Annotated in this window: 1 protein-coding gene (only partly in view); it reads right to left on the bottom strand. The window is 70.5% G+C overall.

The genetic code is table 11. The features are described 5' to 3' along the window. Window positions 1-26,192 carry the 5' portion of a toxin glutamine deamidase domain-containing protein gene (locus ACIBJE_RS14315; RefSeq protein WP_396748100.1) on the bottom strand. The gene continues 18,253 nt to the left of window position 1, outside the view, so the window shows 26,192 of its 44,445 coding nt (coding positions 1-26,192); the start codon lies at window positions 26,190-26,192; the stop codon falls past the left edge of the window.

The following is a 26,192-nucleotide window of genomic DNA, read 5'->3' as shown; positions in this document are numbered from 1 at the left end:
CCAGCCGGGGTGGTGATGCCTTTCTTCTCCAACTCTTCCCGGTAGGTGTTCAACACCGACTCGTTGAAGACGTAGTTCGGCCTCCAGTCGAGATTTTCGGGATCGAATTCGAACACCTCGCTCGCCCACTTGCCGAATGCCGTCTCGGCAGCGGCTCCAGCGTGCTTCAGGGAGCTGGTGGCGTCCGCTACCTTCTTTTCCCAGTCCGGCCTCTGCCCGCCCGACGGCGACCATCCCGAGCCGGCCGCCGGTGTGGTCAGATCGAGTCCGGCCAGCGGGTCGTCCCACAAAGGAAAAACCTCCGGGTCAAGACCGGAGGGGTCACCTTCCGCTGGGCCGGACGGCTGTCCGTCCGCCTCGGAGTCGTCCGGGGGGCGCCACTCCATCGCCGCCGGCCGGCCCGGCAGCGAACCGGAAACCCGCTCCGACGACCCCGAACCCGACCCGGACGACCCAGCCGGCCGAGGCGCGACCGTAGGAGCCACATACGAAGCAGCCGTATCCCGGATCTGGTCGAGTTCCCAGGCGGTGAACCCCGGCTCATGCAGATGATCGTCACCCACAGTCCTGGACGTCCTGAGCAGATCACCCGGCGAACCATCGTGCGGCACCCCAGCGAAATGCTTCAACTCATGCCCGTAGGCGCGGGACGGAAGATCCGCGAGCCAGTGCAACTGGGTGATCCGACCCGCCGAGCCATCCTCGCTGACCCAAACACGATCACTGTCCCGCAGGTCACTGCCGTAGGGGCTGAGCCGAACCACCGTCTCCGCAGCCGGATCGAACACCACCGCCACCGCCTGCGTCTGTGGCCCGCCCTCCGGCCGCACCCGCTCGTTGGTCTGCGCCACCCACTGCTCAACCGCACGCAGCGTGCGCAGGATGGAACCCTCCACCACGTTCGCGTCGGGCTCCAACCGAAGACGGAACACCACGTTCCCCGACCCACGATGCACCCAATGGTCGACGAAGACCCGAACCCCCGCGTCCTCCCCCGCCGTCTCCACCCGGAACGGACGCCCCTCCCCCGGCGTCTCCACAAACCGCAACGGCTCCGAACCCCGCCACGTAAACCGATCCGAATGCACCCGCGTCATCTCGTCCCAGCGGGGCAAACCCTCCATGCTGCGATACGACACCCGCCAACCACCATCAACCCGCACCACCGACGGCTCCACCCCAGCCGCCCACCCCGACGACCCAACCTCCGCATCAACCGAAGCCGCTCCAGCCCACTCGAACGCCGCCGCGCCCCCCGGCAGCGACACGTCACCGCGTACCGCACCGGCCACGTCCGCCGGAGGGGCCGGCTCGACCGGCGGGGTCGACGTCGACGTGGTCCGCGCTGCCACGTCCACGTGGTGCGCGAGGGGCGACGGGTCACGGGGGCGGTCGGTCCCGTCCGGTGTCAGGACGATGTACCAGATGCCGTCCGGTCCGGCGTCCTCGCCGGCCCGGTCGTTGGCCCAGGTGCCGAGCATCCGCATGCTGCCGGTGTGGATCTGGTTGCGGGCGGGTTCGTACCAGTGCAGTTGCGTGGTGGGCAGGACCACCCCGGCAGCGGCCGTGGACCCGGCCACGGCCAGCACCCGGGCACCGGGGCGCTGATCGGCCGGCAGTTCACGGGTCGGCCGGCTCACGGTGAACCCGAGCCCGGGGACGGCGTCCAGCATGTCGGCGAGCATGTCGGCGCGGTACTGCGGGGTGTACGCCAGCCAGGCGGTGGCCACGGCGTCGGGGCGGCCGGTCTCCACCGGTCCGGCCGGCGGCGTGCTGGTGGGCTCCGGCCAGGCCGTGGTGTCCAGGCCGTCGGCCAAGGCCCGTAGGCCGGCGGCGTCGACCGGCGGGACGGCCTGGGTGACCCACCGGTGGGCCAGGTACCCCTGGTGTCGGTTCAGGTTCTCCACCAGGGCGGCCACGGCCGTGGCGAAGTCCTGCCGCGACTCGATCTCCGCCTCGTGCAGGATCTCCAGCCGGGAGTTCACGTCGGGCCGGCCCCGGTGGGCGGCGAGGTCGTCCTGGACGCGCTGCGGCAGCCGCCGTACGGCGTCGTCGAGGGTCTCCGGGCGGCCGGTGACGTCCAGCCGCACCACCTCTCCACCCGGGTAGGCGAGGTACGGCGGCTCGGCGCTGGTGCCGCCGTCGACCCGCAGTTCGACCGGGACCGCCAGGGTCGCGGCGAGGTCCCGGGCCAGTTGTACCCGGTCCAGTTCGTGTACGGCGGTCTCGTCCGCCGGGGCGGTCGCGGCGTTGTCGGCCTGCCGGGTCGGGTCGGTGCTCAGCACCACGCGCGCCGGGAGCGTTCCGCCGTGCTCGGCGCGTACCGCGCGTTCCAGTTCCGGGACGACGGACCGGCCGTGGCCGGAGCGGGCGATCTCGGCCAACGCCGTGTCCACGTCCACGACCGGGGTGCTGCGCGGGACCGGCGGGACCGGCAACGCCATCGCGTCCACCTGCTGTTGCGCCGCGTCCCGGGCGGCCTCGCGGACCGTCCTGGCCTCGTCGAGCATCCGTACCGTGTTGGTGTGCGCCTGCGCCGAGACGTCGCGGGCCCGGAACTCCTCGCTCGCGGTCTCGACCTGCCGGCGCAGGTCCGGCAGCTCCGCGCGGACCCGGTCGAGGTCCTGTCCGGCGTCCCGGAGGTCGCTGGTGGCCTTCTCCAACGCCGTCCGGGCCGCGTCTAGTTCCCGCCGCACCTGGTCAAGCTCTGCCCGGGCGGCGGCACGCCGTGACTCGTCCTGGCTGGTGGCGGGGTCGTCGACGGTCTGCCGGGCCGCTGACTCCAGCCTCTCTCGTCGCGTCACCTCCGCTTCGAGTTCCGGCATCGCCCGGTTGAGGTGGTCGATGTTCCCCTCGAGCCGGGCCCGTTCGCCTTCGGCCCGGGTGACGGCGGTCCTGGCGGCGTCGAGCGACGCCTCCGCGGCGTCCCGGGCACCCTGCGCGACCCGTTCGTCCCGGCGGGCCTGGTCGAGGTCGTCGACGGTGCGCTGGAGTTCCTGGGTGGCCTGCTGGAGGCGCTCCCGCGTCACCTGCCGCACCCGGGCCACCTCGGCATCCGGGGCGTCCGAAGCGTCCAGGGCCGGAGCGGGATCCGGTGCCGTGGTGAACAGCCGGTCGGCGAGGTGACGCAGTGCCGGCCCACGGGTGCCGGTGGCGTTGTCAGCGAGGTGGCGGATCGTCTCGGCCCACTGTTGCCGCTGCGGCGCGGAGAGGGCCTGACGTGCGTCCTGCACCAGCGTGGTGACGGCGGCATCGGCGACGTTCAGGCCGGCGAGCGCGTCGGCGGTCAGGTGCAGGATCGCCGCGTCCACGGCGTCGACCGGACCGTCGAGGGTGGCGGCCAGGTAGCCGAGGGCCGACACGGCGGCCGGGTCGGCCACGTCCGGCCGGGCCAGCAGGTTGGTCAGCAACTCCTGCCGCCCGGTCGGCGCCCCCGGCAGCGGGGCCGGGGTCCCGGCCGCTGCCGGTGCCGGTGGGGTGGGGCCGAGCAGGTACCGGTATCCGTCGTCGAGGTGACCGTAGCGGGCCAGGGTGAGCAGCGCGTCCCGGGCGGCGAGGTCGACGTCGTGGGGCAGTCCCGCCCGGCGGATCTGAAGCGCGCTGTGCGCCCGGTCGGAGAGCAGGTCCGCCCGGTGGCCGTCGAGGAAGGCGCGGGAGTCGTCCCAGTTGCCGACGGCGAGCCACTGGTCGAGAGCGTCGGTGACCGGGGGCATCGGATGGTGCACGACGTGGGCCCGCGGCAGTGGGGTGTCCGCCGTCCCGGCCCAGGCGTCGGCTGGTAAGGGCAGCGCCGGGATCAGGTCGGCGGCGGTGGAGACGTCCCGCCACGCGTCGGCCAGGCCGGTCGCGGTCGCCCCGGACGCGGTCACCGCGGCGGCGACCGCACCGGCGTCGTCCGGGTTCAGGCCGTCGAGCAGGTCGGCGACGCCGTGCAACCGCTGCCGCTCGATGATGTCGAGCGCGTCGCGCAGCGTCGCCGCGTCGCGGCCGGCTGCCGTGGGCAGCTCGGCCAGGGTTTGCAGGGTCTCCGGCCAGTTCTGCGGGGGGTTGATGGTCCACGCGGCGGAGGCGATGGCCCGGAAGGTGTCCAGTGCGCCGACGGCCGGGTCGAGGATGTCGGCCACGGCCCGCAGGATGCCGGCGTCGGAGACGGCCTCCGGCCCCGGCCGGGGTCGGGTCACCCGGGGGTCGGCGTCGACGAGGTCCGCCAGGGCCCGCAGCCCGGCCGGGGCGGCCGGGTCGGTCGGAGCCGTCGGGTCGGTCGGTGTCACCGCGGCCACCGCGTCGGCGAGCACTCGGTGCCGGGCCGTCGCGTCGGCGGCGGCGAGGTAGTCGTACGCGGCGGTCAGTTGTCCGGCCCGGATGGCGTCGAGCAGGGCACGGTGCCGGTCGAGGACCGGATCGCCGGCGGGTGCCGGGGCCGTCCCGGGCTGGGCCGCGTCGGGCTGGGCCGGCGCGGTCGAGGGTGACGCCGGCCGGGCCTGCTGCTGGTCCTGCGTCAGCCGCGCCGCGGTCGGGTCGGCGCGCAGCGTCCCGAGGTTCGCCTCCGCGAACTGCCGGGACGCCGCCCAGTTGCCGTCCTGGAGGAGCCAGCTCGTCAGCACGTCGGGCTCGACCAGGGTGACGGCCGGCGCCCCGGCGAGTACGTCCTGGAACTGCTGGGCGTCGAGGGTCCGCTCGGCCGTCCCGAGGGCGAACGGGTCGTAGAGCCGGTACGTGCCGTCGGCGTCGACACGTGCCGCGGCGGCACCCTGGGGGCGGGTGATCCACACGCGGGTGCCGGGGCGCAGCAGGTCCGGCGCCTGCGGCAACGGCCCGGTGGTAGTCCATCCCGAGGGCAGGACGGGGGCCAGCAGCCGCCGCGCCTGACCGGCCCGCGTCTGGGCGGTGTCGGTGTCGTGCCGGGCGGCGTGGACGGCAAGAGGGTTCGCGGGTTTGGCGGGCAGTCCCTCGGTGATCCACTCACGGGCCCGGTCGTCGGCGTCGGCGCGGGCCTGGCGGATGTGCGTCTCCAGCTCCGGGCCCAGCTCCGCAGCGGCGTCCATCTGCACCGGGGTACGCCCCAGCAGCTCGTGGTAGAGGGCCATCTGCCGCCGCAGGCGGATCCCGGCCGCGTCGGCCCGCAGCTTCAGGTCACGGTCCAGGTCGAAGATCACCTCGGGGGCCGTGACCGGGGCGAACGTGCCATCCGGACCCTCCCGCAGCTCGACGATCCAGCCCTGCGGGTCGATCCGGTACCGGCTGGCCGCGCCCTGGTCGTCGGTGACGGTCAGGTCGAGGTGGGTCTTCAGCTCGACCGCCACCACCCGGGCCACGGTGCGCGGGTCCTGGGCGAGCAGCTCCACCTCCTCCGGTGGGGTGACCGGCACGGAGCCGGGCGGCTGCACCGCCTGCACCCGCTCGACGATCTGGGGGATCCGCTCGGCGAACTGCCGCACGTCGGTGGCGGGCAGCACGGCGCCGACCGCGAGCTTGCCGACCCGGTTCTTCCAGGCGGTCAGCTCGGCGAGGCCGGCGGCGGCCTGCTGCACGGGGTTGAGCCGCTGGAGGTGGCCCACCGCCCAGTCCAAGGTCACCTCGTACCGGAGGCGGGTCTGCTCGCCGGCACTGGCGGTGAGCCGGAGCGGGCTGACCTGGTCGTAGTGGTTGCCGAGCTGGTCACGGATCAGCAGGGCCACATGCTGGGGCGCCTGGCCGGGGTCGAAGGTGCCGGCGTCGATGACCCGGCCGGCCACCGGGGCGGCGGCCATGCCCGCCGGGGTCGCGCGTTGCAGCAGACCCTCCAGACCGATCGAGGGCGCGTCGGTCGCTGGTGCGGGCCAGCCGGCCGGGTTGTTCGCCTTCCAGTCGTACCGTTCGGAGAGCGCGCGCTGGAGCTCGTGTACCTCGTCGGCGAACATCTCGTAATACCCGTCGCCGCTCATCCAACCGGTGCCGGGGGCGTCGTCGGCCTCGAACCGCGCCGGCTCCATTGGCGCCAGGCCGGCGTCGCGGTCGAACGCGCTGTGCCGGTGCGGGACCGCGACGAAACGCGCCTGGGTGCGGATCCGGACCAGGTACGTCCGCCCCTGCATCTTGAGGTGGTTCTCGAGCCGCTTGGTGTCGTCGAAGGTGGCGCTGTGGCTGGCCGGCGCGTTCCGGTTCGCGCCGGTGGAGATTCCGCCGGTGGCCGTCGTGTCCTCCTGCGGGCCGATGTTCGTCTTCCCGATCGGCGCGCCGTAGGCCATCCCCACGTCGACGTTGGGCCGCCACCGGCTGCGCGACTGGGTGGCCGAGGTGGTGAACGCGAACTTGGCGTACCGGCCGGTGCCGGTGGTGGCGAGCTCGCTGATGATCTCCAGCGAGTGCAGCTTGACGTACATCCGCATGGCGACCCGGTTGTTGGACGCGCCGGCGACGAACAGGTGCGAGCCGAGCAGGTATCCGCCGTCGTCCAGCCCTTCGGAGAGGTGGTTGTCGACGTTGAGCCGGGACAGCAGGCCGTCGAGCGCCACACTGCCCCGGTACAGCGGGGCGTTGGCCTGCGGGCCGAGCACTTTGCCCATGAGGTGCCGGGCGGCCGGGTAGAGGTCGTCGACCAGGGCGCCGCTGACGTAGGCGTCGCCGGGCAGCGACGGCAGCGCGCGCAGGTCCAGCTGCGGCGACCGGGGGACGGGGGTGGCCTCGGCCAGCCCCCGGGGCACCTTGAAGTCGATCCGTCCCTCGTAGTGACGGGTCAGCACCGGCTCCACCGGCGCGAGGGAGATCGAGTCGGCGAAACCGGCGGGCGCGCGGTGCAACGCCCAGTCCGCCGCGTTGTTCAGACCCGTCAACACGTGGTTCACCAGGTAGCTCGGCTGCCAGCCGTGCATCTGCACCCGGCTGAGCTCCATGGTCAGGCCGATGTCGTCTTCGCCTTCGTAGTTCCCCGTCCAGTCGTAGACGGTGCGTTCCCGGACGACCTGCGCGGCACCCTTGACGCCGCGCCCTCCTCCCGGCGCGAACGACAGCGACCCGGCGGTGGACACCGGGACGCCGTCGACCGAGAGGCCGAACCGGGCCGGCGTCAGGTTCCAGCCCAGCGCCTGCCCGATGATGCGAGCGGTCGCGCCGTAGGCGTGCTCGTAGTTCTCGATGCCATAGTCGGCCCGCCAGCCGGTGAACCGCGGTCGGCCGCCCAAGGTGCCCGAGACCTTCAGCTTGAACATCTGGACCGCCACCGGGTTGCGCTGGTCGACCAGGTAGAACGACACGCCGTTGTAGCGGTGCAGCATGTCGGCGAACACGATGTTGGCGCGCTGGCCGGCGAGCGTGGACTGGAGCGTTTCGAGGCCGCCGGGCAGCGCGCCGACCACCGACTCGTCGGGCGAGACCATCAGCACGCCCCAGCTGTTCCCCGCCCCCGGCCAGTTGTCGTGGCTGGCTCCGAGCAGCCCGGGCCGGCCGGCGTCCACCAGTTCCCGGACGGCGTCCAGCACGGTCGTGGTGGGGCGCGGCCCGCCGTCCGCCGGCGCCGGCCCGGTGAACAGCGTCAGCTCGTCGACGCCCGCGTGGCCCAGCGTGCGGTCACCGGTGCGGGTCAGGTAGGGCGGCATGGTCAGCGCGCTGAACGGGTTGGCGTTCGGGTCCAGGGTGATCCCGAATTCGGTGGCGAACTGCGCGCGGCGGCGCGGGTCGAGCACCGCGCCGCGCTGGGCCAGGTCCACGTGCCGGTCGGCGAGCGTGTGCGCCCACGTCTGGACCCGGTGCTGGATCAGGTACGCGCCGAGGTCGGGCAGACCGCCGGCCACGCGGTCGGCCAGCTCGCCACGCCACCGGCTGAGCAACCCCGCCACGGTGTTGCCGCTGAGCACCAGCTCACCACGGGACCACCGGCCCATCGCGTCGACCAACTGCACATCGCTGACCGGCAGCTTCCCGGCCGCGTACTGCGCCAGGGCCTCCGCCTCCGGCAGGATGAACAGCATCGTGCGGCCCCGCAGGTCGGCACCGGGTGGCACGCTGACCCGGCTGGCGACGAACCCGACCTGTGTACGGACGCCGGCGCGGACGTTGGCGTCGAATTCCGCCTCGAAGGCGTACCCCCGGCCGAAGGCCAGTTTGAGCATCTCCAGGCCGCCGACGCGCTTGGTCTCCGCCGACTCGCTCTCGCTGATTCGCACGCCCGCCGACTCGCCGAAGCTGACGTTCAGCGGGCCGAACTTGTGGTTGAGGCCGATGTTGGGCAGGTTGAACGCCTTCGCGAACGACCGGTTGGCGACGTTGACGGTCTCGGCCAGGTACAGCTCGATCAGACCGGTGACGTACTGGTCCGGGGTGGCGCCGACGAACCGCGCCCTCCGGATCCGGGGCACCTTGACCGAGAGCGCGGCGTTGGTGTTCGCCCAGAAGCCGGGCTCGACCAGGGTGGTCGCGCCGTACTGGCCGAGCATGGCCTCCTTGAACCGCGCCTGGAAGGTGACGTGGTTGGTCAGGCTGGCCACCGGCCCGGTCATCGGCCGGCCGGCCTGGGTCAGGTCCCGCGGCAACTGGTTCTGCGCCGCGGCGCGCAGGCCGTGCGCGTCGACGAAGTACACGATGCCCTGGTGGAGCGCCGACGGTGCGACGTCGCCGGGGGTCACCTCGCTGAAGGTGGCCGGGTCGGAGTTGAACTTCAGCAGCGCGGCGTGCACGTTGGCGGGGATCAGCTCCGGCGAGACGATCGGGGCGTCCCGGTCGCTGATCCGGACCACGTAGCCCAGGTCGTACGGCGCGTTGACGAACATCACCCGGCCGCCGTACTCCTTCAGCTCCGGCCGGTTGACCACCCGGGTCACCCGCTCGGCGGCGCCGACGTTGCGGCTCACCGACCCGCCGAGGAGTCCGACGGACCGGACATCCTTGACGCTCGGCGGCAGCGCGGTGTTCACCCCGCCCTCCACCGACCAGCCCTGGTTGCCGCTCGCGCCCTGGCCGGCGATGCCGAGCGACATCCCGAGGGTGACCGTGCTCACCTCGTCGCTGAGCCGTTCGAAGTGCACCGAGTTGCCGTCCGCGTCCACGTCCGCGGTGATCCGGGGGATCGCGAAGACGGTCACCTCGGCGGTAAGTTTCACCGCGTTGCGCCAAGTGTTCAGGGTGAAGGACATGCCCGCCTCCGGGGCGGGCGCGTCCGGGTCGTCGACGAGCGCGGCGCCGTCCTGGACGAGCGAGTCGAAGTGCGACTCCAGGCCGTCGCCGCTGACCATCTTGTTGAACAGGTCCAGGTTGTCGATCGTGGCGTCGGTGTCGCGGTGGACGACCTCGTCGTAGACGTCCCGCGCCCCGTCGACCATCCGACCCAGCAGCGGCCGTTCCTCCAGGGGCGTACCGGGATCCGGCGTCGCCGGCCGGTTCTGCTCCCCGTGCGCCCACGGCCGGTCCCCGTCCGCCGGAAGGAACCCCTCACCGGCCAGCACCTCCATGAGACCGGCCCGGAGCCGCCGCACCGCCGGCTTGTCGATCCTCGGCAGGGCCTGACCCAGCAGACCCCGCCCCTGGATGACGTGCCGCGGCAGCAGGTTGCCGCCGGTGTCCTCCGGGTGCACGCCGGTGTTGCGCAACCTCGGCCGCCACTGGTCGTGCGGCACCGACCGCGGTCGTCCGCCTGCGGGCACCACCGCCAGGTCACCGTCCGCCAGTCCGGGGACGGGATCGGGGGCGAAGGCGTCGGCGTCGACGCTGAACCCGTAGTCGAAGGCGTCCGGCTCGGACATCCGGAGCACCGCCGACCCGTTCACCACCGGCGTCGGATGCGGCCACTCGCGCGGGCGGCGGGAGGTGGACACCTCGGCGTGCCACTCGAAGGGCACCTCGTGGCCGACGGTCTGACCGGTGTACCGGCCGACCACGACGTTCAGCGACGCCACCGTGACGCCACCACCGTCGTTGCTGGTCCAGCTCATCCCCGCACGGGCGGAGAGACCGAGCTTGGTGTTCTCCTTGTACGCCTGTGGATTGTCGAGACGCCGGGCCAACGGCAGGTCCACCGCGCCACCGAAGGACACCCCGGCGGACTGCCCGAGGGTGAACTCGCCGCCCTGCCCCACGATGCCGGTACGCACCTGCTCGATGTGGGCCTTGTCGCTGCTGGCGCCCACCCGCGTGGAGCCGCCGCCGAGGCCCACCTGCACGGAGCCGCCGAGACGACGGCCGTACACCCGGATGCTGGCCGCCGCGTTCCCGTCGTCGTGCAACGTGAACGCGAAGCCCCGGGTCAGCGCGCCGGCGTCGCCGTCCGTCTCCGGCGTACGCCGGTTGTTCACCGCCTCGTCGAAGTGCGTCTCCATGTTCCACAGCTTGCGCTGCAACTCGTTGCGCATCGGGCTCTCGATGGACATGTCGAAGCCGTCGGCGCGCAGCCGGTCGATGATGTGGTCGTACAGCTCGTTGAGACCGGTGATGTTGCTGGCGGAGAAGAGCTCCGGCACCCGCGTCAGGTTGTCCCGCAGGTGCTCGGGCAGGCCGGCGACCACCTGCTCGCCGGCGTTCTCCAGCAGGTGGTCGGGGATCGCCACCACCAGCCGGGCGGCCTCCTGCCCGTCCGCCGGCTCCGGCACCTCCACCGCCTGCCACGGCTGCCCGTCGCCGCGTGCCTCGATCAACCACCCCGGCTCGTACGAGTAGAACGTCGAATCCGCGCGGGTGTCGAACACCCGGCCCTTCTCGGCGTCGATGAGGTAGGCGGACTTCTGGTCGACCTTGTTGAGGGTGGCGTTGAAGTTGGGTCCCCAGTGGGTCATCGGGCCGAGCGGCACGTCGACGTTGAAGCCACCCCGCAACCGCATCGCCCGCGTGGTGGTGCCGTCGGACTGGCTGTGCGCACCGGTCTGGAAGACACCCTGGGTGAACTGGTTGGCGTGGAAACGGCCGTTCTCGCTCGTCCGGCCCTCGGTGTCGTCCAGCGACGGACCGGGCGTCTCCGTGTCGAACGAGCCGGCCGGGTTCGACACCAGCTGCGGGTCCTCCGGCCGCAGGCGGGCCCGCACCTCGATGCCACCCAGCGTGAACAGGTGCCCGTCCGCGGAGACCAACTGCGGGTAGTTGTTGAGCAGCCGCTCACGCAACTGTTCCCACTCGTTGTCCCGCACGGTGACGCCCCGACGGGCCACCTCGGCGCGCAGTCCCTGCTCGATACGGTCGACGTCCGGCAGGTTGGCCTTGGGATCGCCGAGCGCCAGCGCCCGCCGGTCCGGCGTGGCCGGCCGCGCCGGAGCCGACGCGGACGACCCGTCGGGATCGGGTGCGGCCGGTCCGGCGCTGGTCGCGTTACCGAAGACCCGGACGTCCCGGTCGGCCTCGGGAACACCGGACAGCAGCCGGGCGACCGTGTCGGCCACCTCGCGCGGGATGGGACCACCCCGGGACTGGACCACCACGGCCACCCCGCTCGCGGGGGCCGCCAGGGCGTCGGGCGACAGCGTGTTCGGGCTGGTGCCGTTCTGCGCGAACAGGACGACCCCGGTCTGCTCCCGGACCGTCCAACCCCGGTACACCTCGTACCCGTCGGTGGCAGCCGGTCGCAGGCCCAGCGGCCCCGGCTGCCGGGGCGGTGCCGGACGCAGCGGCACCCGCCAGGCGTGCGCGGCGGCCGGGAAGGTCTCCTGCCCCCGGGCGTCGACCGGGATCAGCTCGTCGGCACCGGCCGGCTGCCGGCCCACCACCGAGACCGGCAGCACCAGTTCCAGCCGCCCGCCGAACCGTTCCCGCAACACCTCCGCCACCCGGGCAGCGTCCACCGCACCGGACGACGTGCCCGAAGTACCGGCGGCCGGTGGCGCGACGAACACCTGGAGCGGGCCGGCACCCGAAGGAAGCCCTCGATCAACGGCCTCCACGACGGCGACCGGGTCGCCGACCGACTCGTCCACCACCAGCCGGGGCCGGTCCGGGCTGGTCAGGTCGGACCAGTTCAGGGTCGTGGCACCGGCCGGCGGCCGTGGACCGGCGTGGGCGAGCACCCCACCCGGAACGTGGCTCAACTGGACGCCAGCCGGCAGGCCGGACAGATCCGACGGGACGAGAGTACGCCGGTCCAGCCCCATCCCGGAGGTGATCAGGTGCGTCGGCGCGGCAGCGGGCATGCCCCCGAAGATCCGACCGACCCGGTGACCCACCTCGACCGGCAGCGCAGTCGCTGCCCAGCCCAGGAAGACCACCGGCTCGGCCAGCCAGCCACCGGTGTCCGGCAGCAACCGCCGCGCCCCGTCCAACTCGGTCGCCGGCCCGATCCACAGGTGGCTACCGCCGTCCCAGACCACCCAGCCGTCGCCGAGCCCGTACACGCCGGGCGACTGCTCGGGCAGGCCGTACGGGGCGGGCCGGCGAGGTGCGCCGGTGACCTCGGGCAGGAAGAGGTACCGCTCGGGCCGCCCGCTGAAGAAGGTCACCTCGCCGTTGGCGTCCAGCGGGACGATCTGCGGGCTGGGCGTCGGCCGGTCCCGCAGCGCCGACCGGGGCACCGACAACATGGCCGAGGACTGCGGCCCCAGCCCCTGCGCGGTGATTTCCAGCGCCCGGGCCACGCTGACCGGCTGGTCCTGCGGCCAGTGCAGGACGGCCATGGTGGCGTCCTGCGTCCGCATCCCGGCCAGCGCGGTGCCGAGACGGTCCGGGTCGAGCACCGAGGAGTGCAGCAGGATGGCCGGGCCGGGGCCGGTCGGGGGCAACACCCGCGAGCTGATCGGGCCGGGTGCGGTGTCCGTGTCGTGCAGCAGCACACCACCCACCGCGCGCTGGAGCCGCAGGTCGTCCGGCAGCCCCTCGGCCATCAGGACCAGCGGCGCGTCCGGGGAGGCGGCCAGCGGGACGACCTGCTGTCGACCGTCGTCGGCGGCCGTGGCCGGCGGTTGCGGGGTCGGCGCGAGCTGCTGCGGGGGTACGGCCGACGGCTCGACCGCCGCAGGGGTTTCCGGCACGAGCGCGTCGAAGTGGACGCCCGGTCGCTCCGGGTCGGCGGCCGATCGGGCCAGGTTGACCGGGGTGCCCCCGGTCGGGCCGTACACGCCCACCGGCCGCACCCCGTCCGGGGCGACCTGGGAGACCTGCATCCGGGCACCGGTCGCGTGGGCCAGCAGCGCTGCCAGGAACCGGCCGGCCGGGCTGTTCGACAGGTTCGCCCAGTCGAGCACGGCTGCCTTCACCGCGGCCAGTTCCCCGGAGTCGAGCTGGCGATCGGGGTCGGTCAACACCTCGAGCAGGTGACGGCCGGCGTCCGCCGGATTGGCCCGCATCTCGTCGAGACGTGCCCGCGCGGTGTCCGGGTCCAGGAGACCGGCGTCCACGAGTTCACCGACGCGCCGCAGCGCCTGGTCGGGGCTCAGCGCCGCCACGTCCCGCTCGTGTTGCTCCCGGAAGGCGAGCCGCTGCGCGGTCACGTCCGCCGGCAACCGCCACGCGTTCTCCGCCAGATAGTCCGACACGTGGTCCCGCAACAACTCGGTGACCCGACCGAGCTCGGACCCCTGCGGCACTCCGGTACGCACCGATTCGGCGACAGCGGCCCGCACCCCGGCCGGATCGGACAGGAACTCCCGCAGGTCCGCCGGCAGCCCCGCGTCCAGCGCGGTGCGGACCACGGCCGGTTCGGAGGCGACGAACGCGGACAACAGGTCGCGACCGTCGCGGGGCACGCCGAGCGGGACCAGAACCGGTTGGGGCGCGTCCGTGGGAGCGACGTACGAAGCGGCCGTAGCCCGGATCTGGTCGAGTTCCCAGGCGGTGAACCCCGGCTCGTGCAGATGATCGTCACCCACAGTCCTGGACGTCCTGAGCAGATCACCCGGCGAACCATCGTGCGGCACCCCAGCGAAATGCTTCAACTCATGCCCGTAGGCGCGGGACGGAAGCTCCGCGAGCCAGTGCAACTGGGTGATCCGACCCGCCGAGCCATCCTCGCTGACCCAAACACGATCACTGTCCCGCAGGTCACTGCCGTAGGGGCTGAGCCGAACCACCGTCTCCGCGCCCGGATCGAACACCACCGCCACCGCCTGCGTCTGCGGCCCGCCCTCCGGCCGCACCCGCTCGTTGGTCTGCACCACCCACTGCTCAACCGCACGCAACGTGCGCAGGATGGAACCCTCCACCACGTTCGCGTCGGGCTCCAACCGAAGACGGAACACCACCTTCCCCGACCCACGATGCACCCAATGATCGACGTGGACCCGAACCCCCGCGTCCTCCCCCGCCGTCTCCACCCGGAACGGACGCCCCTCCCCCGGCGTCTCCACAAACCGCAACGGCTCCGAACCCCGCCACGTAAACCGATCCGAATACACCCGCGTCATCTCGCCCCACGAAGGCAAACCCTCCACACTGCGATACGACACACGCCAACCACCATCAACCCGCACCACCGACGGCTCCACCCCAGCCGCCCACCCCGACGACCCAACCTCCGCATCAACCGAAGCCGCACCAGCCCACTCGAACGCCGCCGGCCCCCCAGGCAACGACGACCCCCCGGTACGCGGACGCTTCTCGAGTGGCCCCGCAGGCCATGCCGGCGCGGCCGGACGTTTGCCGCTGTCGGTCGTCTCCCACTGCGTCTTGAACTCGTCGAACCACTCGTTCGGCAGGTTCGTGTCGATGAGCCGGTAGGCGTATCCGGACTGGTCGGCCAACGGCGCCTTGACGGCGGCGAAGATGCTCGTGACGACGTTCGACTCCTCCATCCGGAGGAATCGGCCGACCCGCAGGGCGACCTCCGTCCCAGCAGAGAGATCCACCTCCTGCCCGTCCAGCGTCCTGCCCGAGTTGTCATCGCCGAGCATGAGCGGCAGCGGGTTTGGCGTGCGCATGTCCTCTTGCATGACGAGATCGATGGATACTTCGTCAAGAAGCGCCGCTGGCTCGGCTGGTTCCCACAGCGCCATCGAGCGCAGCTGCTCGATGTCGTAGGCGGTGGGGGCCGGCGAGGACAACTCCAGGTACAGGGGCGCTCCGGTGCCGTTCCTTCCGGCCGGTGCTTCCAGGACCGCCAGGGGTCGGCTATCCATGCCGTATCCGAGCCGGAAACGCCCCTCCCTCAGTTCGGCGGCGATGACCGGCGGAAGTCCGTCGGCCATCTCGACGGGTGGGAGCGTGACTCGCTGGCCGCCGAAGGTGATGTCAAAGGTTCCGCTTTCGCTCACCGGCGCCGTGATGTGGTAGACATTGCCGAACGTCCACCGGTCGACGGTCTCCCACACTGAGCCGGCTGCCGTGCTCCACAGTTCGGCCAGCTCGCTGTCGGTGAACCTGTGGGCGATCTCCTTGTAGGCGAACCTCTCGGTGCCGTCGGGCGCGGTGTACGGGATTCTGGCGATACCGATACCCTCGCCGTCAACCTTTGCGAAATCGACAGCGACCCTGTCGCCCGGGACGGCGACTCGATCGGCATATCCGAGGATCGTGTCGCCCCCGTCAAGCCGGAGCCGAAGAGTTGGACGACCCGCGATGTCCTCGACGAGGACGGGGATGGTGAACGGGTCTTGCAGGTTCCAACGGTTCTCGTCTTCCCAGGTGCTCTCCTCGCGGAGGGCGTCGCGGTATCGGAGGTGTTCTTCGAGTACGTCGGCGAGCCCCTGGGGGGAGCGGGGGCGTTGGCTGATAGCCGCGACGTTCCGGTGGAAGGTGTCCCGCAGGAGCGGCCAGTGGTCGACCGCCGTGTTCTGTTCCGCCGTGTCGACTTCGGTTTCCAGCACCTCGAGCGCCTGGTCGAACACCACGTCCAGTCGGCGCAGTTCGGTGAGGGCTGCGGGTGACGGGAAACCCTCGGCGATGCGGGCATCGTGTGGGTCACGAGGCTGGGCGAGATAGTAGGCGCCGTCGAACCAGACGACCGGTTGCGGGACCTCACCGTCATCGGACGGTGGACCGATGACGTACGGGACACCGTACGGGTGGTGGATCGCCATCGGCAGACCCAAGCCCCAGGCCACGATGTGGGGAACCACGTGCACGACGTCGGGATAGCCCGGCTGGCGGTGTAGGAGTTTGTTGAGCAGGTCCTGGTGCAGCGTCTCCCGTCGCTGCTCGGACATGTCCTCCGGATAGGGGAGAAGTGCTCTGAACATCGACTGCTCACCCCGGCGGAGGTCGGCGTCCAGGTGGCGGGCCACCAGCACGCCCAGTCCCGCCACGGTGGTGACGCCCGACTGCGCCAACCGTTCCCGATGGGTGTCCAACACCGTCCCGTAGAAAGCGTCGAGCGGCTCCGCGCCGCTCTCCGCGCGACCGATGCGGAAAACCTCGTACGCCCAACGCTTGAATGCCGACTCTTTTTGGGTTCTCGTGTTCGTCAACTGGCTGAGGGCCGAGTCCACTTTCCGCCAACGGGCATCCACTGCCCGCGCATTCAGAGTATCCAGGTCTGCCGGAGTAAAGTCCGTAGAAAAGTCCCGGTAGATAAATTCCTCGGTTCCGTCGGTCGCCCGGTAGGGAATTCTGGCAACAGCGAAGACCTCTTCACCGTCCATCCCGAAATCGAGGGAGATCCGGTCGCCCGGCATGGCGACAGTATTCAGAGTGGGGATACGCAGGGTTTGGTCTCCCACATAAACCAACGCCGTTGCCTGCGATTCACCGTCGTGGGTGGCGTGGACGTGGAGGGTGACCCGACCTCGCTGCGGCCTTGGGTCCTCTCCTCTCCAGAGGCCGGCCGTGCTGGCCCGGATAATCCTGTTGAGGTACCGGTGGTATTCCGCCAGGGTGTCGGCCTGCTGCCGGGGCGATTCGGGGCGTTGCCGCTCGGCGAGATCTACCCCGCGGACCCCTTGACGGATGACCGCAAGCTTACGTTCTAGTATTTCCCGCTGGACGGGCCAGTGCTTGCCGGCCGTTCGGAGTTTTTCTTCCACCGCGTCGATTCGCGTCAGCAGCATACCGAGCGTCTGGTCGAACAATCCATCCAGTCGCCGCTTCTCACCTTCCGGTATTGGCGTCCGCTCGGGACCCCTGGCGATTCTGGCGGCGAGGTCAGCATCGTCTGGATCAGCAGGCCGGACGAGGTGGTAGGCGCCATTGTAGAAGACAACTGGCAGCTTGGTGGAATCGGACCCCGGGCCAATGTCGTACGGGGCGTCGAACGGTTGGTAAATGCGCACCGACTGGGGTATGAGCCGGGCCAGGACATGGACAGCCACATGCGCGACGTCGTGATCGCCGCCGCCGCTGTACGCGATTTTGCCGACCCACTGTCGGTGCAGGTCCTCTCGTCGCTGCTCGGACACGCCCTCCGGATACGGAAGCAAACGCCGAAACTCCGACGCGTCACCCAGACGGAGATCGGCGGCCAAGCTGCTGGCCGTCCATTCGCGCAGTCTTTGACGGTTGATCCCCAAGTCCGCAAACTGCTCACTGAAGGTGCGGAAAACCGATTCGTAGAAGTTGCCCGGTCTCGCTCGCGTGAGATCGAGTCCGAACGCCTCGCCCGCCCACCGCACGAAGTTGTCGTGGTCGAGGTTGCCCACGGCTGACAACTGTTCGATCGTCGTGGCAACCACCGCCGGCAGGGAGCCCAACGTTACAAGGTTCGCCTCCGCCAAGCCCCGCGCCGCATCGTCGGATCTTCCCGCCAGCATCGCCGCAACCGACCCCGGGTTTGTCAGCGCCTCGGTGATGTCGCGTTTCAGGTCGTCGAAGCGCTCGTTGTCCACACCCGTGTCAAGGAGCCGGTAGACGTGTCCGGACCCGTCGACCAACGGCGCACGGACCACGACAGGAATGGTGCCGGCGACATCCGCCCCGACCCGCCCCTGCCACTGCCCCACCGACAGGGTGACCGATGTCCCCGGAGAGAGATCCACCTCCGCCCCGGCCAACGTCCTGGCCGAGTCAGGACCGCCGACCGCGATGGGCAGCGGACCGGGCGTCCATTTCCCCTGCTCCAATAGGACTTCGAAAGACATCCGCTCGGAGAGAGCCCACCGATCCTCCGGTTCCCACAGCGCGTCCTTGCGCAGGCGCTTGATGTCGTCGACGACGAGGGCGGGCTTACCCAATTCCAGGTAGAGGGGCAGTCCTGTGACGTTCTTCTCGGCCGGCGCTACCACGACCGCAGTGGGTCGACCGTCCTCGGCATACGTGAGGATGAGACGGCCGTTCAGCTCGGCGTAGAGGACAGGCGGAAGCCCGCCGACCACCGGGACGTGTGGGACCGTGATCTGTCTGTCGTTCCTCGGGGCCGCCGGGTCGCCGTAGCTACCGCCAAAAATCCCGCGTCCCAATAGAGGCAATGTCACCTGATAGTGGTCGTTCGACAGCGGCCGGTGGTGAAGGTCCCACACGCGGCCGGCTGCCTTCACCCTCAACTCGCGCAGGTCATCGTTGCTGAATTTGCGTCCGAGTTCCCGGTAGAGGATCCTGTCGGTGCCGTTGTTCGCGTCGGTATACCGGAATTCCGCAAAAGCGATGTTTTCTTCGCCTCTCGCCCCGAAATGAACAGGAATCCGGTCGCCCCGCTCGGCCACTCGGCCGATACCCATAGATACGGTTCTGCCGTCCAGCAGCACGCTCAGCTCCAGCTGCTTATCATCCTTTGGTCGCTTGGCACCGATGTCGAGCGTGAATTGGTGACGGAAGTCCGTCGTTTCTTCCTTCCATCGAGGATCCGCACGAAGGTGCTCGATGTAATGGCGGTATGCGAGAAGTTCGAGTTCCTGGGCTTTCCTGTTGTGCGGATAGTCGGGGCGTTCACGATGGATGACCGCGAGCTCACGCTGAAGTGTTTCCCGCAGGAGGGGCCAGTGCTTGGAGTTGGTTGGATGGGGGTTGTTCTCCGCCTCCGCGATCCTCGCCCACAGCAGATCGCGGGCATCGACGAACAGTCGATCAAGTCGCCGCTGCTCGTCTTCGGATACCTCGGTCCGAGGGAAACCCTCAGCGATGCGGCGAGCGTGTTCGACATCTGCCGGGTCAGGCAGCTGGCCGAGGTAGTAAGCGCCCTTGTGGAACACGACCGGATACCGGATGCCAGCACGGGACTCCGGGCCGATGTCATACGGAGCACCGAACAAATGGTGGATCCGCATCGACAGTGACAACCGCGAAGCGATGACGCGCGGAACCACGTGCGCAACGTCGTCATGGCCGGACTTGTGGTTCGCGATCTTGTTGAGCCATTGCCGGTGCAGATCCTCCCGTCGCCGCTCGGACATGACCTCCGGATACGGAAGCAACCTGCTGAACTCCGACTCGCCATCCCGGCGAAGATCAGCGGCCAACTCGCGGGCCACCCACGCGCGCAGCCCAGAAACGCTGCGATCGACCCCCGCAGTCTTCAACTTCTCGTCGAAGCGAGCCAACACCGCGTCGTAGAAGTCGTTCGGCTTCGGAAGGCCAGCCGAGAGACTGATCCCGAGCACGTCGCGCGTCCACTGCGCGAACTCCGCCTCGACATCGCGGACTCCACCCGCCTCACCACGGGTTCCCACGGCCGACAACTGCTCGATCGCCGAAGCCACGGTCCGCGTCCAGCCCCTCGGAACACCGGACCTACCTACCGCCGGCACCTGAGTCCGCCTCGGAACCTCCCGCACTTCCGGCGGGGCCGCGTTGATCTCGCTTGTCAGGTCGTAAAAGCGCTCGTTGTCCATACCGGTGTCGAAGAGCCGGTAGACGTGTCCGGTCCCGTCGACCAACGGCGCGCGGACCACGACAGGAATGGTGCCGGCGACACCCGTTTCGTCCTCCCCCTGCCCCGGCCACTTCCCCACGGACACGGTGACCGACGTCCCCGGGGAGAGATCCACCTCCGCCCCGTCCAAAGTCCTGGCCCGACCCTTACCCCTGACCTCGATGGACAATGGACCCAACGCGGCAACAATCGACGATACCCCAGGGCGACTCGATTTCCGCTGCAACACGACATCGAAGGACATCTGCTCGGAAAGAGCCCACCGATTCTCCGGTTCCCACCGTGCTTTCTTCCGCAGCCGCTCGACGTCGGATCGAGTGACGGCAGGTTTGGACAATTCCAGGTACAGGGGCTGACCTTTGACGTTCTTCCCGGCCGGTGCTTCCACGCTGGCAGTGGGTCGGCCGCCGTCCCGGGAATACCCGATCAGAAGCCGGGTCTCCTTCAGCTCCCTGAAGAGAACGGGCGGGAGTCCGCCGACCACCGGGGCCGACGGGATCGTCGGCTTCACGAGACGCTGGCCGCGGTCAACTTGGCCGAGCCCCACGCCCAATTCCCCGTTGGGTTGCACGGGCGTCGTCGTGTAGAAATCGCGCACCAGTGGCGGACGGTCAACCTCCCACACCTTGTCGACCGCCCTGCTCCTCAGCCTGGCCAGCTCCGAGTCGTCCAGACTGCGGCCGATTCCTCGACGAGAGTGGACTTCGGTGCCGTCAGCCGGGGTGTACGAGACTTCAGCAAATCCGGTGCCCACTCCGCCGACCTTGCCGAAATGAACAGCGATCAAATCGCCCGGGACAGCCATCCGATCGACATCAACGGCAATCGACTGCCCGGGGCCCAACCATATGCGCAAATGCCGGTACCCCCCGAGGCGCGAATCCCGGTACCTCCCGATGCCTGCGTCGACGGAGACGGGCAGGTGGATGGTGAACTGGTTTTCCAGGTTCTGCCGGTTCCCGGACTCCCATGCGCCGGCAGTGAGGAGCCTCCGAAGGTGATGGACGTGGTCAGCGAGTTCCCGAGCCTTTTTGTTGTAGGGAGAGTCGGGATGGTGACGGATGACCGCAAGTTGACGGTGAAAGGTCTCCCGCAGGACGGGCCACCGGTCGGAGTTGGTCGGATGGGGGCTGTTCTCCGCCTCCGCGATCCTCGCCAACAGCAGATCACGTGCATCGACGAACAGTCGATCCAGTCGCCGCTGCTCGTCTTCGGATACCTCTGCCCGAGGGAAACCCTCAGCGATGCGGCGAGCGCGTTCGACATCTGCCGGGTCAGGCAGCTGGCCGAGGTGGTAAGCGCCCTTGTGGAACACGACCGGATACCGGATGCCAGCACGGGACTCCGGGCCGATGTCATACGGAGCACCGAACAAATGGTGGATCCGCATCGACAGTGACAACCGCGAAGCGATGACATGCGGAACCACATGCGCAACGTCGAAATCGCCGGACCTGTGGAGCGCGATCTTGTTGAGCCATTGCCGGTGCAGATCCTCCCGTCGCCGCTCGGACATGACCTCCGGATACGGAAGCAACTTGCTGAACTCCGACTCGCCACCCCGGCGAAGATCAGCGGCCAACTCGCGGGCCACCCACGCGCGCAGCCCAGAAACGCTGCGATCGACCCCCGCAGCCTCCAACTTCTCGTCGAAGCGAAGCAACACCGCGTCGTAGAAGTCGTCCGGCTTCGGAGGGTCAGCCAAGAGATCGACCCCGAGCACGTCGCGCGTCCACTGCGCGAACTCCGTCGCGACATCGCGGACTCCATCCGCCTCACCACGGGTTCCCACGGCCGACAACTGCTCGATCGCCGAAGCCACGGTCCGCTTCCAGCCCTCCGGGACCCCCCCGGCCCCACCGACCCCCGGTGCCCCACTCGACCCCGGGTCCGGCCCGATTGGTGCGGCGTTCTCCGGCAGGGTCCCGAAATCACCCGCCAAATCCTGCTGGTCCCACGTTGCCAGCAGCTGCACGGCTCGGCGCGGGTCGGCATCCGCCAGCCAAGAGGTGCCACCCACCGATGCTGGCATACGAATCTCCGCCCACGGACTCCCGGAGTCGACCGGGCCGGTACCCGCCGGCGGCTCCCCGTCCTCGGACGTCGGTGAATCGACCCCTGCCGGCACGTCCGACTCGACCTGTTCGGGTTCAGCCAGCCGATCGACGTCGGACACCGGTGCCGGCGAATCGACCAACGCCGGCGAATCCCAATAGTCGACCTGGCCGGACTCCGCCCGCCAATCGACGCCGGAAAACTCTTCCAGCGGCTCCCAGGGGTTGTTCAGGTCGGCTTCCGCCAGCCAATCGGTGCCGAACTCCGATGCCAGCGGATCCGAGGGGTCGACCGGCTCGGCGCCCCTCGGCGTTTCCCCGTCCATGTCGGACGCCGGTGATTCCCCTCCTGCCAGCAGGTCCGACTCGACCGGATCGACAGCCCCCGGCGGCTCCCAGCCCTCGGGGAGCTCCGCCGGCGTGTTCAGATTCAGCCCGCTCAGATCCGGGTGCGCGTCTTGGAATCCCAGATCAACAAACTCCGGGCCGGTGCCAGGCGCATCGTCCATCTCCGCCAGCGGATCCGAGGGGTCGAGCAGCTCGGCGCCCCTCGGCGTTTCCCCGTCCATGTCGGACGCCGGTGATTCCCCTCCTGCCAGCAGGTCCGACTCGACCGGATCGACACCCCACGCCGGCTCCCAGTCCGGTTCGACCTTTGGCGGTGGTGTGCGCAGATCCAGCCCGCTCAGATCCGGATGCGCGTCGTGGAATCCCAGACCAACAAACTCCGGGCCGGTGCCAGGCGCATCGTCCATCTCCGCCGGGTCGGACGGCTGCCCGGGGGAGGTGGCGTCCGCCTGCATCGCCTGGGACGGGCCGCGTGGCGGGGTGGTGGAGGCGAGCAGGATGGCGCTGGGGTCGATGCTGGTCGTGGTGGTCGGCTGCGGGTGCGCGGTGGTGGGGTCGGGAAGGAGGTCGGCGATCGTGGTGGCTCGCCCGGTGCTGTCGAACGCGGCGAGTCGGGTGCTCGATGCGAACAGGTGCCGGAGCCACGGGTCGCGTAGCGGGTCGGTCGGTTCGGGTCGGTCCTCGGCACCGGGCACCAGGCCGTCGCGCACCTTGATCGTCGGCGGTCCGGATGGTTGTGGCTGGCTGTGGAGGGCGAAGACGTGTTGCGGCTCGTTGGGTGATGCGGCCCTGACCACGACCATCGATCCCGGTACCGCCCGCAGCGCGGCGAGCACGTCCTCCGGGGTGACTCCGTCGGGGTGAGCGACGCGCTCGGGTGTCGCGTCGAGGATGTCCAGGAGCTGCGGCCAGCCGGTGGTGGGTGCGAGTCGGCCGTCGGGCCCGAGGATCCGGTCGTCGAGGACCGCCCGGTTGCCGGGCCGTCCGTAGGCGGTGGTGAAGGCGTCGAGGGTGGCCTGCACGCACCACCACCACGGGTCGCGGCTGCTGTCGGGGCCCACCGGCGTCTGGTCGACCCAGTCAGCGACCCGCCGCGCGGACTCGGCCGCCGAGATGGGCTGCCCGGCCGCCACGACGGGCTGCCCGGTGGCCACGACCGCCGGCTCCGGTGCCGTGCTGGCCGGCTCGCGGCGTCCGCCCGGGTCACCACCGACCGGCTCGTCCAGCGAGGACACGTTACTGAACGAATCCCTGCCGCCGACATCGCGCCCGACCGGGTCGCCGCTGATCAACCCGTCCCGCGAGGAGGCGTCCCTGAACGGGTCCGTGTCCCTGAATTCGCGCTTGGCCGCCTCACCATTGTCCGACTCGTCGAGCGACGAGCCGCCGCTGACCGAATCCCCGTCGATGACGTCGCGTTTGACCGGGTCGCGGCTGATCGGCTCGTCCAGCGAGGAGAGGTCGCTGACCGTCATGGCGTCGTCGCGGCTGGTCAGCTCGTCCGACGAGGAGAGGTCACTGACCGTCATGGTGTCGTTGAAGCTGCTGTCGCGGCTGAAGACATCGTCGCTGGAGACGGAGAGTTCACTGACCGATATCCGGTCGCTGGCGCCGTCATGGTTCGGCGTGCCGTCGGTCCGAGGGGCAACGCCACCCGGCACCGTACCGCGGACGCCGGCCGCATCCGGCGCGCCCGGCGTGGCCGGCACGCTGGGCGTGGCCGGCACTCCGGACGTGCCTGCCGCGCCGGGCATATCCGGCGTGCCGGGGGTGGCGGTGGCCTGGGCGAGTACCTGGTGGTACCCGTCGACCCAGTCCTGCCGGAAGGATCCGGCGAGGGTGTCGTGGTTGGCCGGCTCGACGCCGTACTTCTTGGCCAGGTCAGCGAACTGGGCGTCTGCCAGTTTGGCCGCTGCTGCGGTGTGCTGCTCCGGGGTCACCGGCACCGTCGGCACATCGGTGCGCCGGTTTGCCGGGGTGTCCGTGCTGGCTGGGGTGGTGTCCGGTCCGGTGGTGTCGGGGATGACCGCGGCCGTGAAGCGGGCGGGTAGGTCGGTGACGACCTGCCGGACCACGTCCGCCACGGCGTTGACCTGCGCGGCGCCCGGACTGGCCACCGCAGCCGACGGCACGGCGGGCGGCACGGTGAGTGGTGCGGTGAGTGGTGGGGTGGTGCCGAGGATCGCGTCGAGGCTGCGGTCCACGTGGGCCCGCACGTCACGCGCGACCGCGGCGCGCACGGCGTCCGACGGCACCGCCGCCCCGGGAGCCCCCGGCACGCCAGCGCCGCCCGGAACTCCAGCGCCGCCCGGCAGGCCCGGGGCTCCCGGCGTACCGACGGCCGTCGGCAGCGCGGCACCGCCCGGCACACCAGCGGTCCCCGGCACCTGAACGGCCCCTGGCAGGACCAGTCCGCCTTGCAGGGTGACGGGCGTCGGTGTGCCGGTGGTGAGGTACTGATCGATGTGGTGCTGGGCGGCCAGGTGCACGGCCGAACGCAACGCCTGCCGGTCGAACTCCGCCGGCAGCGCGGCGACGACCAGTTCCGGGCGTATCGCCGCCGGGATCTGCCCGCCCGCCGGGATCTGCCCCGCGAGGGCTTCGGTGATGCGGGCGACGGCCTGGTCCCGGACACCGAGCAGGTACTGCTCGGTGAGCGCGGTGGCGGGCAGGCCGATCTGGGACAGGAAGGCGGGGACGGTCGGGTCGTTCTGCCGGGCGTCGGCCCACTCGGTGAAGACCTGCTCGACCGGCACGGGAAGCGCGGCCAGGAACTGCCGCGCCTGCCCCGTCCCGGCGAGCAGCCCACCGTAGCGGTCCACCAGTTCCTGCTGGAACCGCTGCCACTGCTCCACCGCCGGCGCGCCGGCGACCGCGACCCACTCCGGCACCGGCACCACCGGCACCGTCGGCACCGAGAAGTTCGGCACGGACCACGACGGCACCGGCAGGTCCGGCATCGACCACGACGGCACGGACAGGGCCGGCGCCGACCACGCCGGTACCGGCGGCACCGGCTCAGGCGCCACTGGCGCCGGTGCCGACAGCGACGGTGCCGGCACCGGCGGGACGGGCACCGGGGCCGGCCCGCCGGAGCCCGCACCCGCCGGATCGCCGACCTCCGGCTGATACGCGGACGGGTCCGGGGTGACCGGGATGGGCGGCGGCAGCGGCGCGACCGGCCTGCCGTCGGCGGTGAAGCCGACACCATCCGGCATCCGCCACCGGGGCCGGGTCGGGTTGAACCCCAAACCCACCGCGCCACGACGCGCACCCATCCCGGCCCCGGTCGCGGCCAACTCACCCGACCCCGACAACGCCCCGGAGATCGCGTCCGGCCCGAGACTGCCCGTGTCGTAATGCCCGTCGACGATGTAGCTGGCACCGATACCGCCGACCACCTCCATGCCGACTTCCGACACCGGCACCATCATCAGGCTGGTCAACAGGTCACGCGTGGAACCCGACACCCCGAGGTGCGCCAGACCACCACCCACGGCACCGGCGAACCGGGCCAACGCCGGCGAGGCCGCCGTGGTGACACCCGCCACCGCCAACCCGTACAACGCCTGCTTACCGACCTGCGCCCAGTCGATCCCCGGCATCAGACCATCAGCCAGCATGCTGATCTGCGCCAACAGCGACGACCCCGGCATGAACAACATCTGGATCGCCGTGCTGCTCGCCGCCGACCGCATTATCGACGACCGCAGGATCGTCTGGATGATCGTCCGGGTCTTCACGATGTGCGCCGCCGCCTGCGCCGGCAGGAAGAACGCCATCGCGAACGCGACCGCCAGCTCGGTCATCATGAAGATGAACATGACCAGCGCCTGGCGATCCGTCAGCTCCATCTGGTTGAGGAAGCCCCGCATCGCCTGGGCCAGGTTGACCTTCAGATCGGCGACCCGGTCCAGCATTTCCACGAACGGAGCGGTTTGCGCCACGAACCGGTCGTAGACCTCGCCCTCTCCCGCCGCCCGAACCGCCTTGATCGTCTGGATCAGCTCCGGAACCAACAGGGTCCGCGCCCGATCCGCGTGCACCTCCAGCGCGTTCATGTCGTACGCCAACATCGGCAGATTCGACCGGTGCAACCGCATCCCGGTGAAATTTTCCAGGGCCTGCTTCGCCGACTCATTGAGCCCAACGGAAGGAACGGGGGCCTCACCCAT

It is taken from the genome of Micromonospora sp. NPDC050187 (genome assembly GCF_044459745.1).
In the GTDB taxonomy this organism is placed as follows: domain Bacteria; phylum Actinomycetota; class Actinomycetes; order Mycobacteriales; family Micromonosporaceae; genus Micromonospora.
The sequence above is the reverse complement of the archived record's forward strand: the minus strand, read 5'-3'. Positions and strand labels throughout refer to the sequence as shown.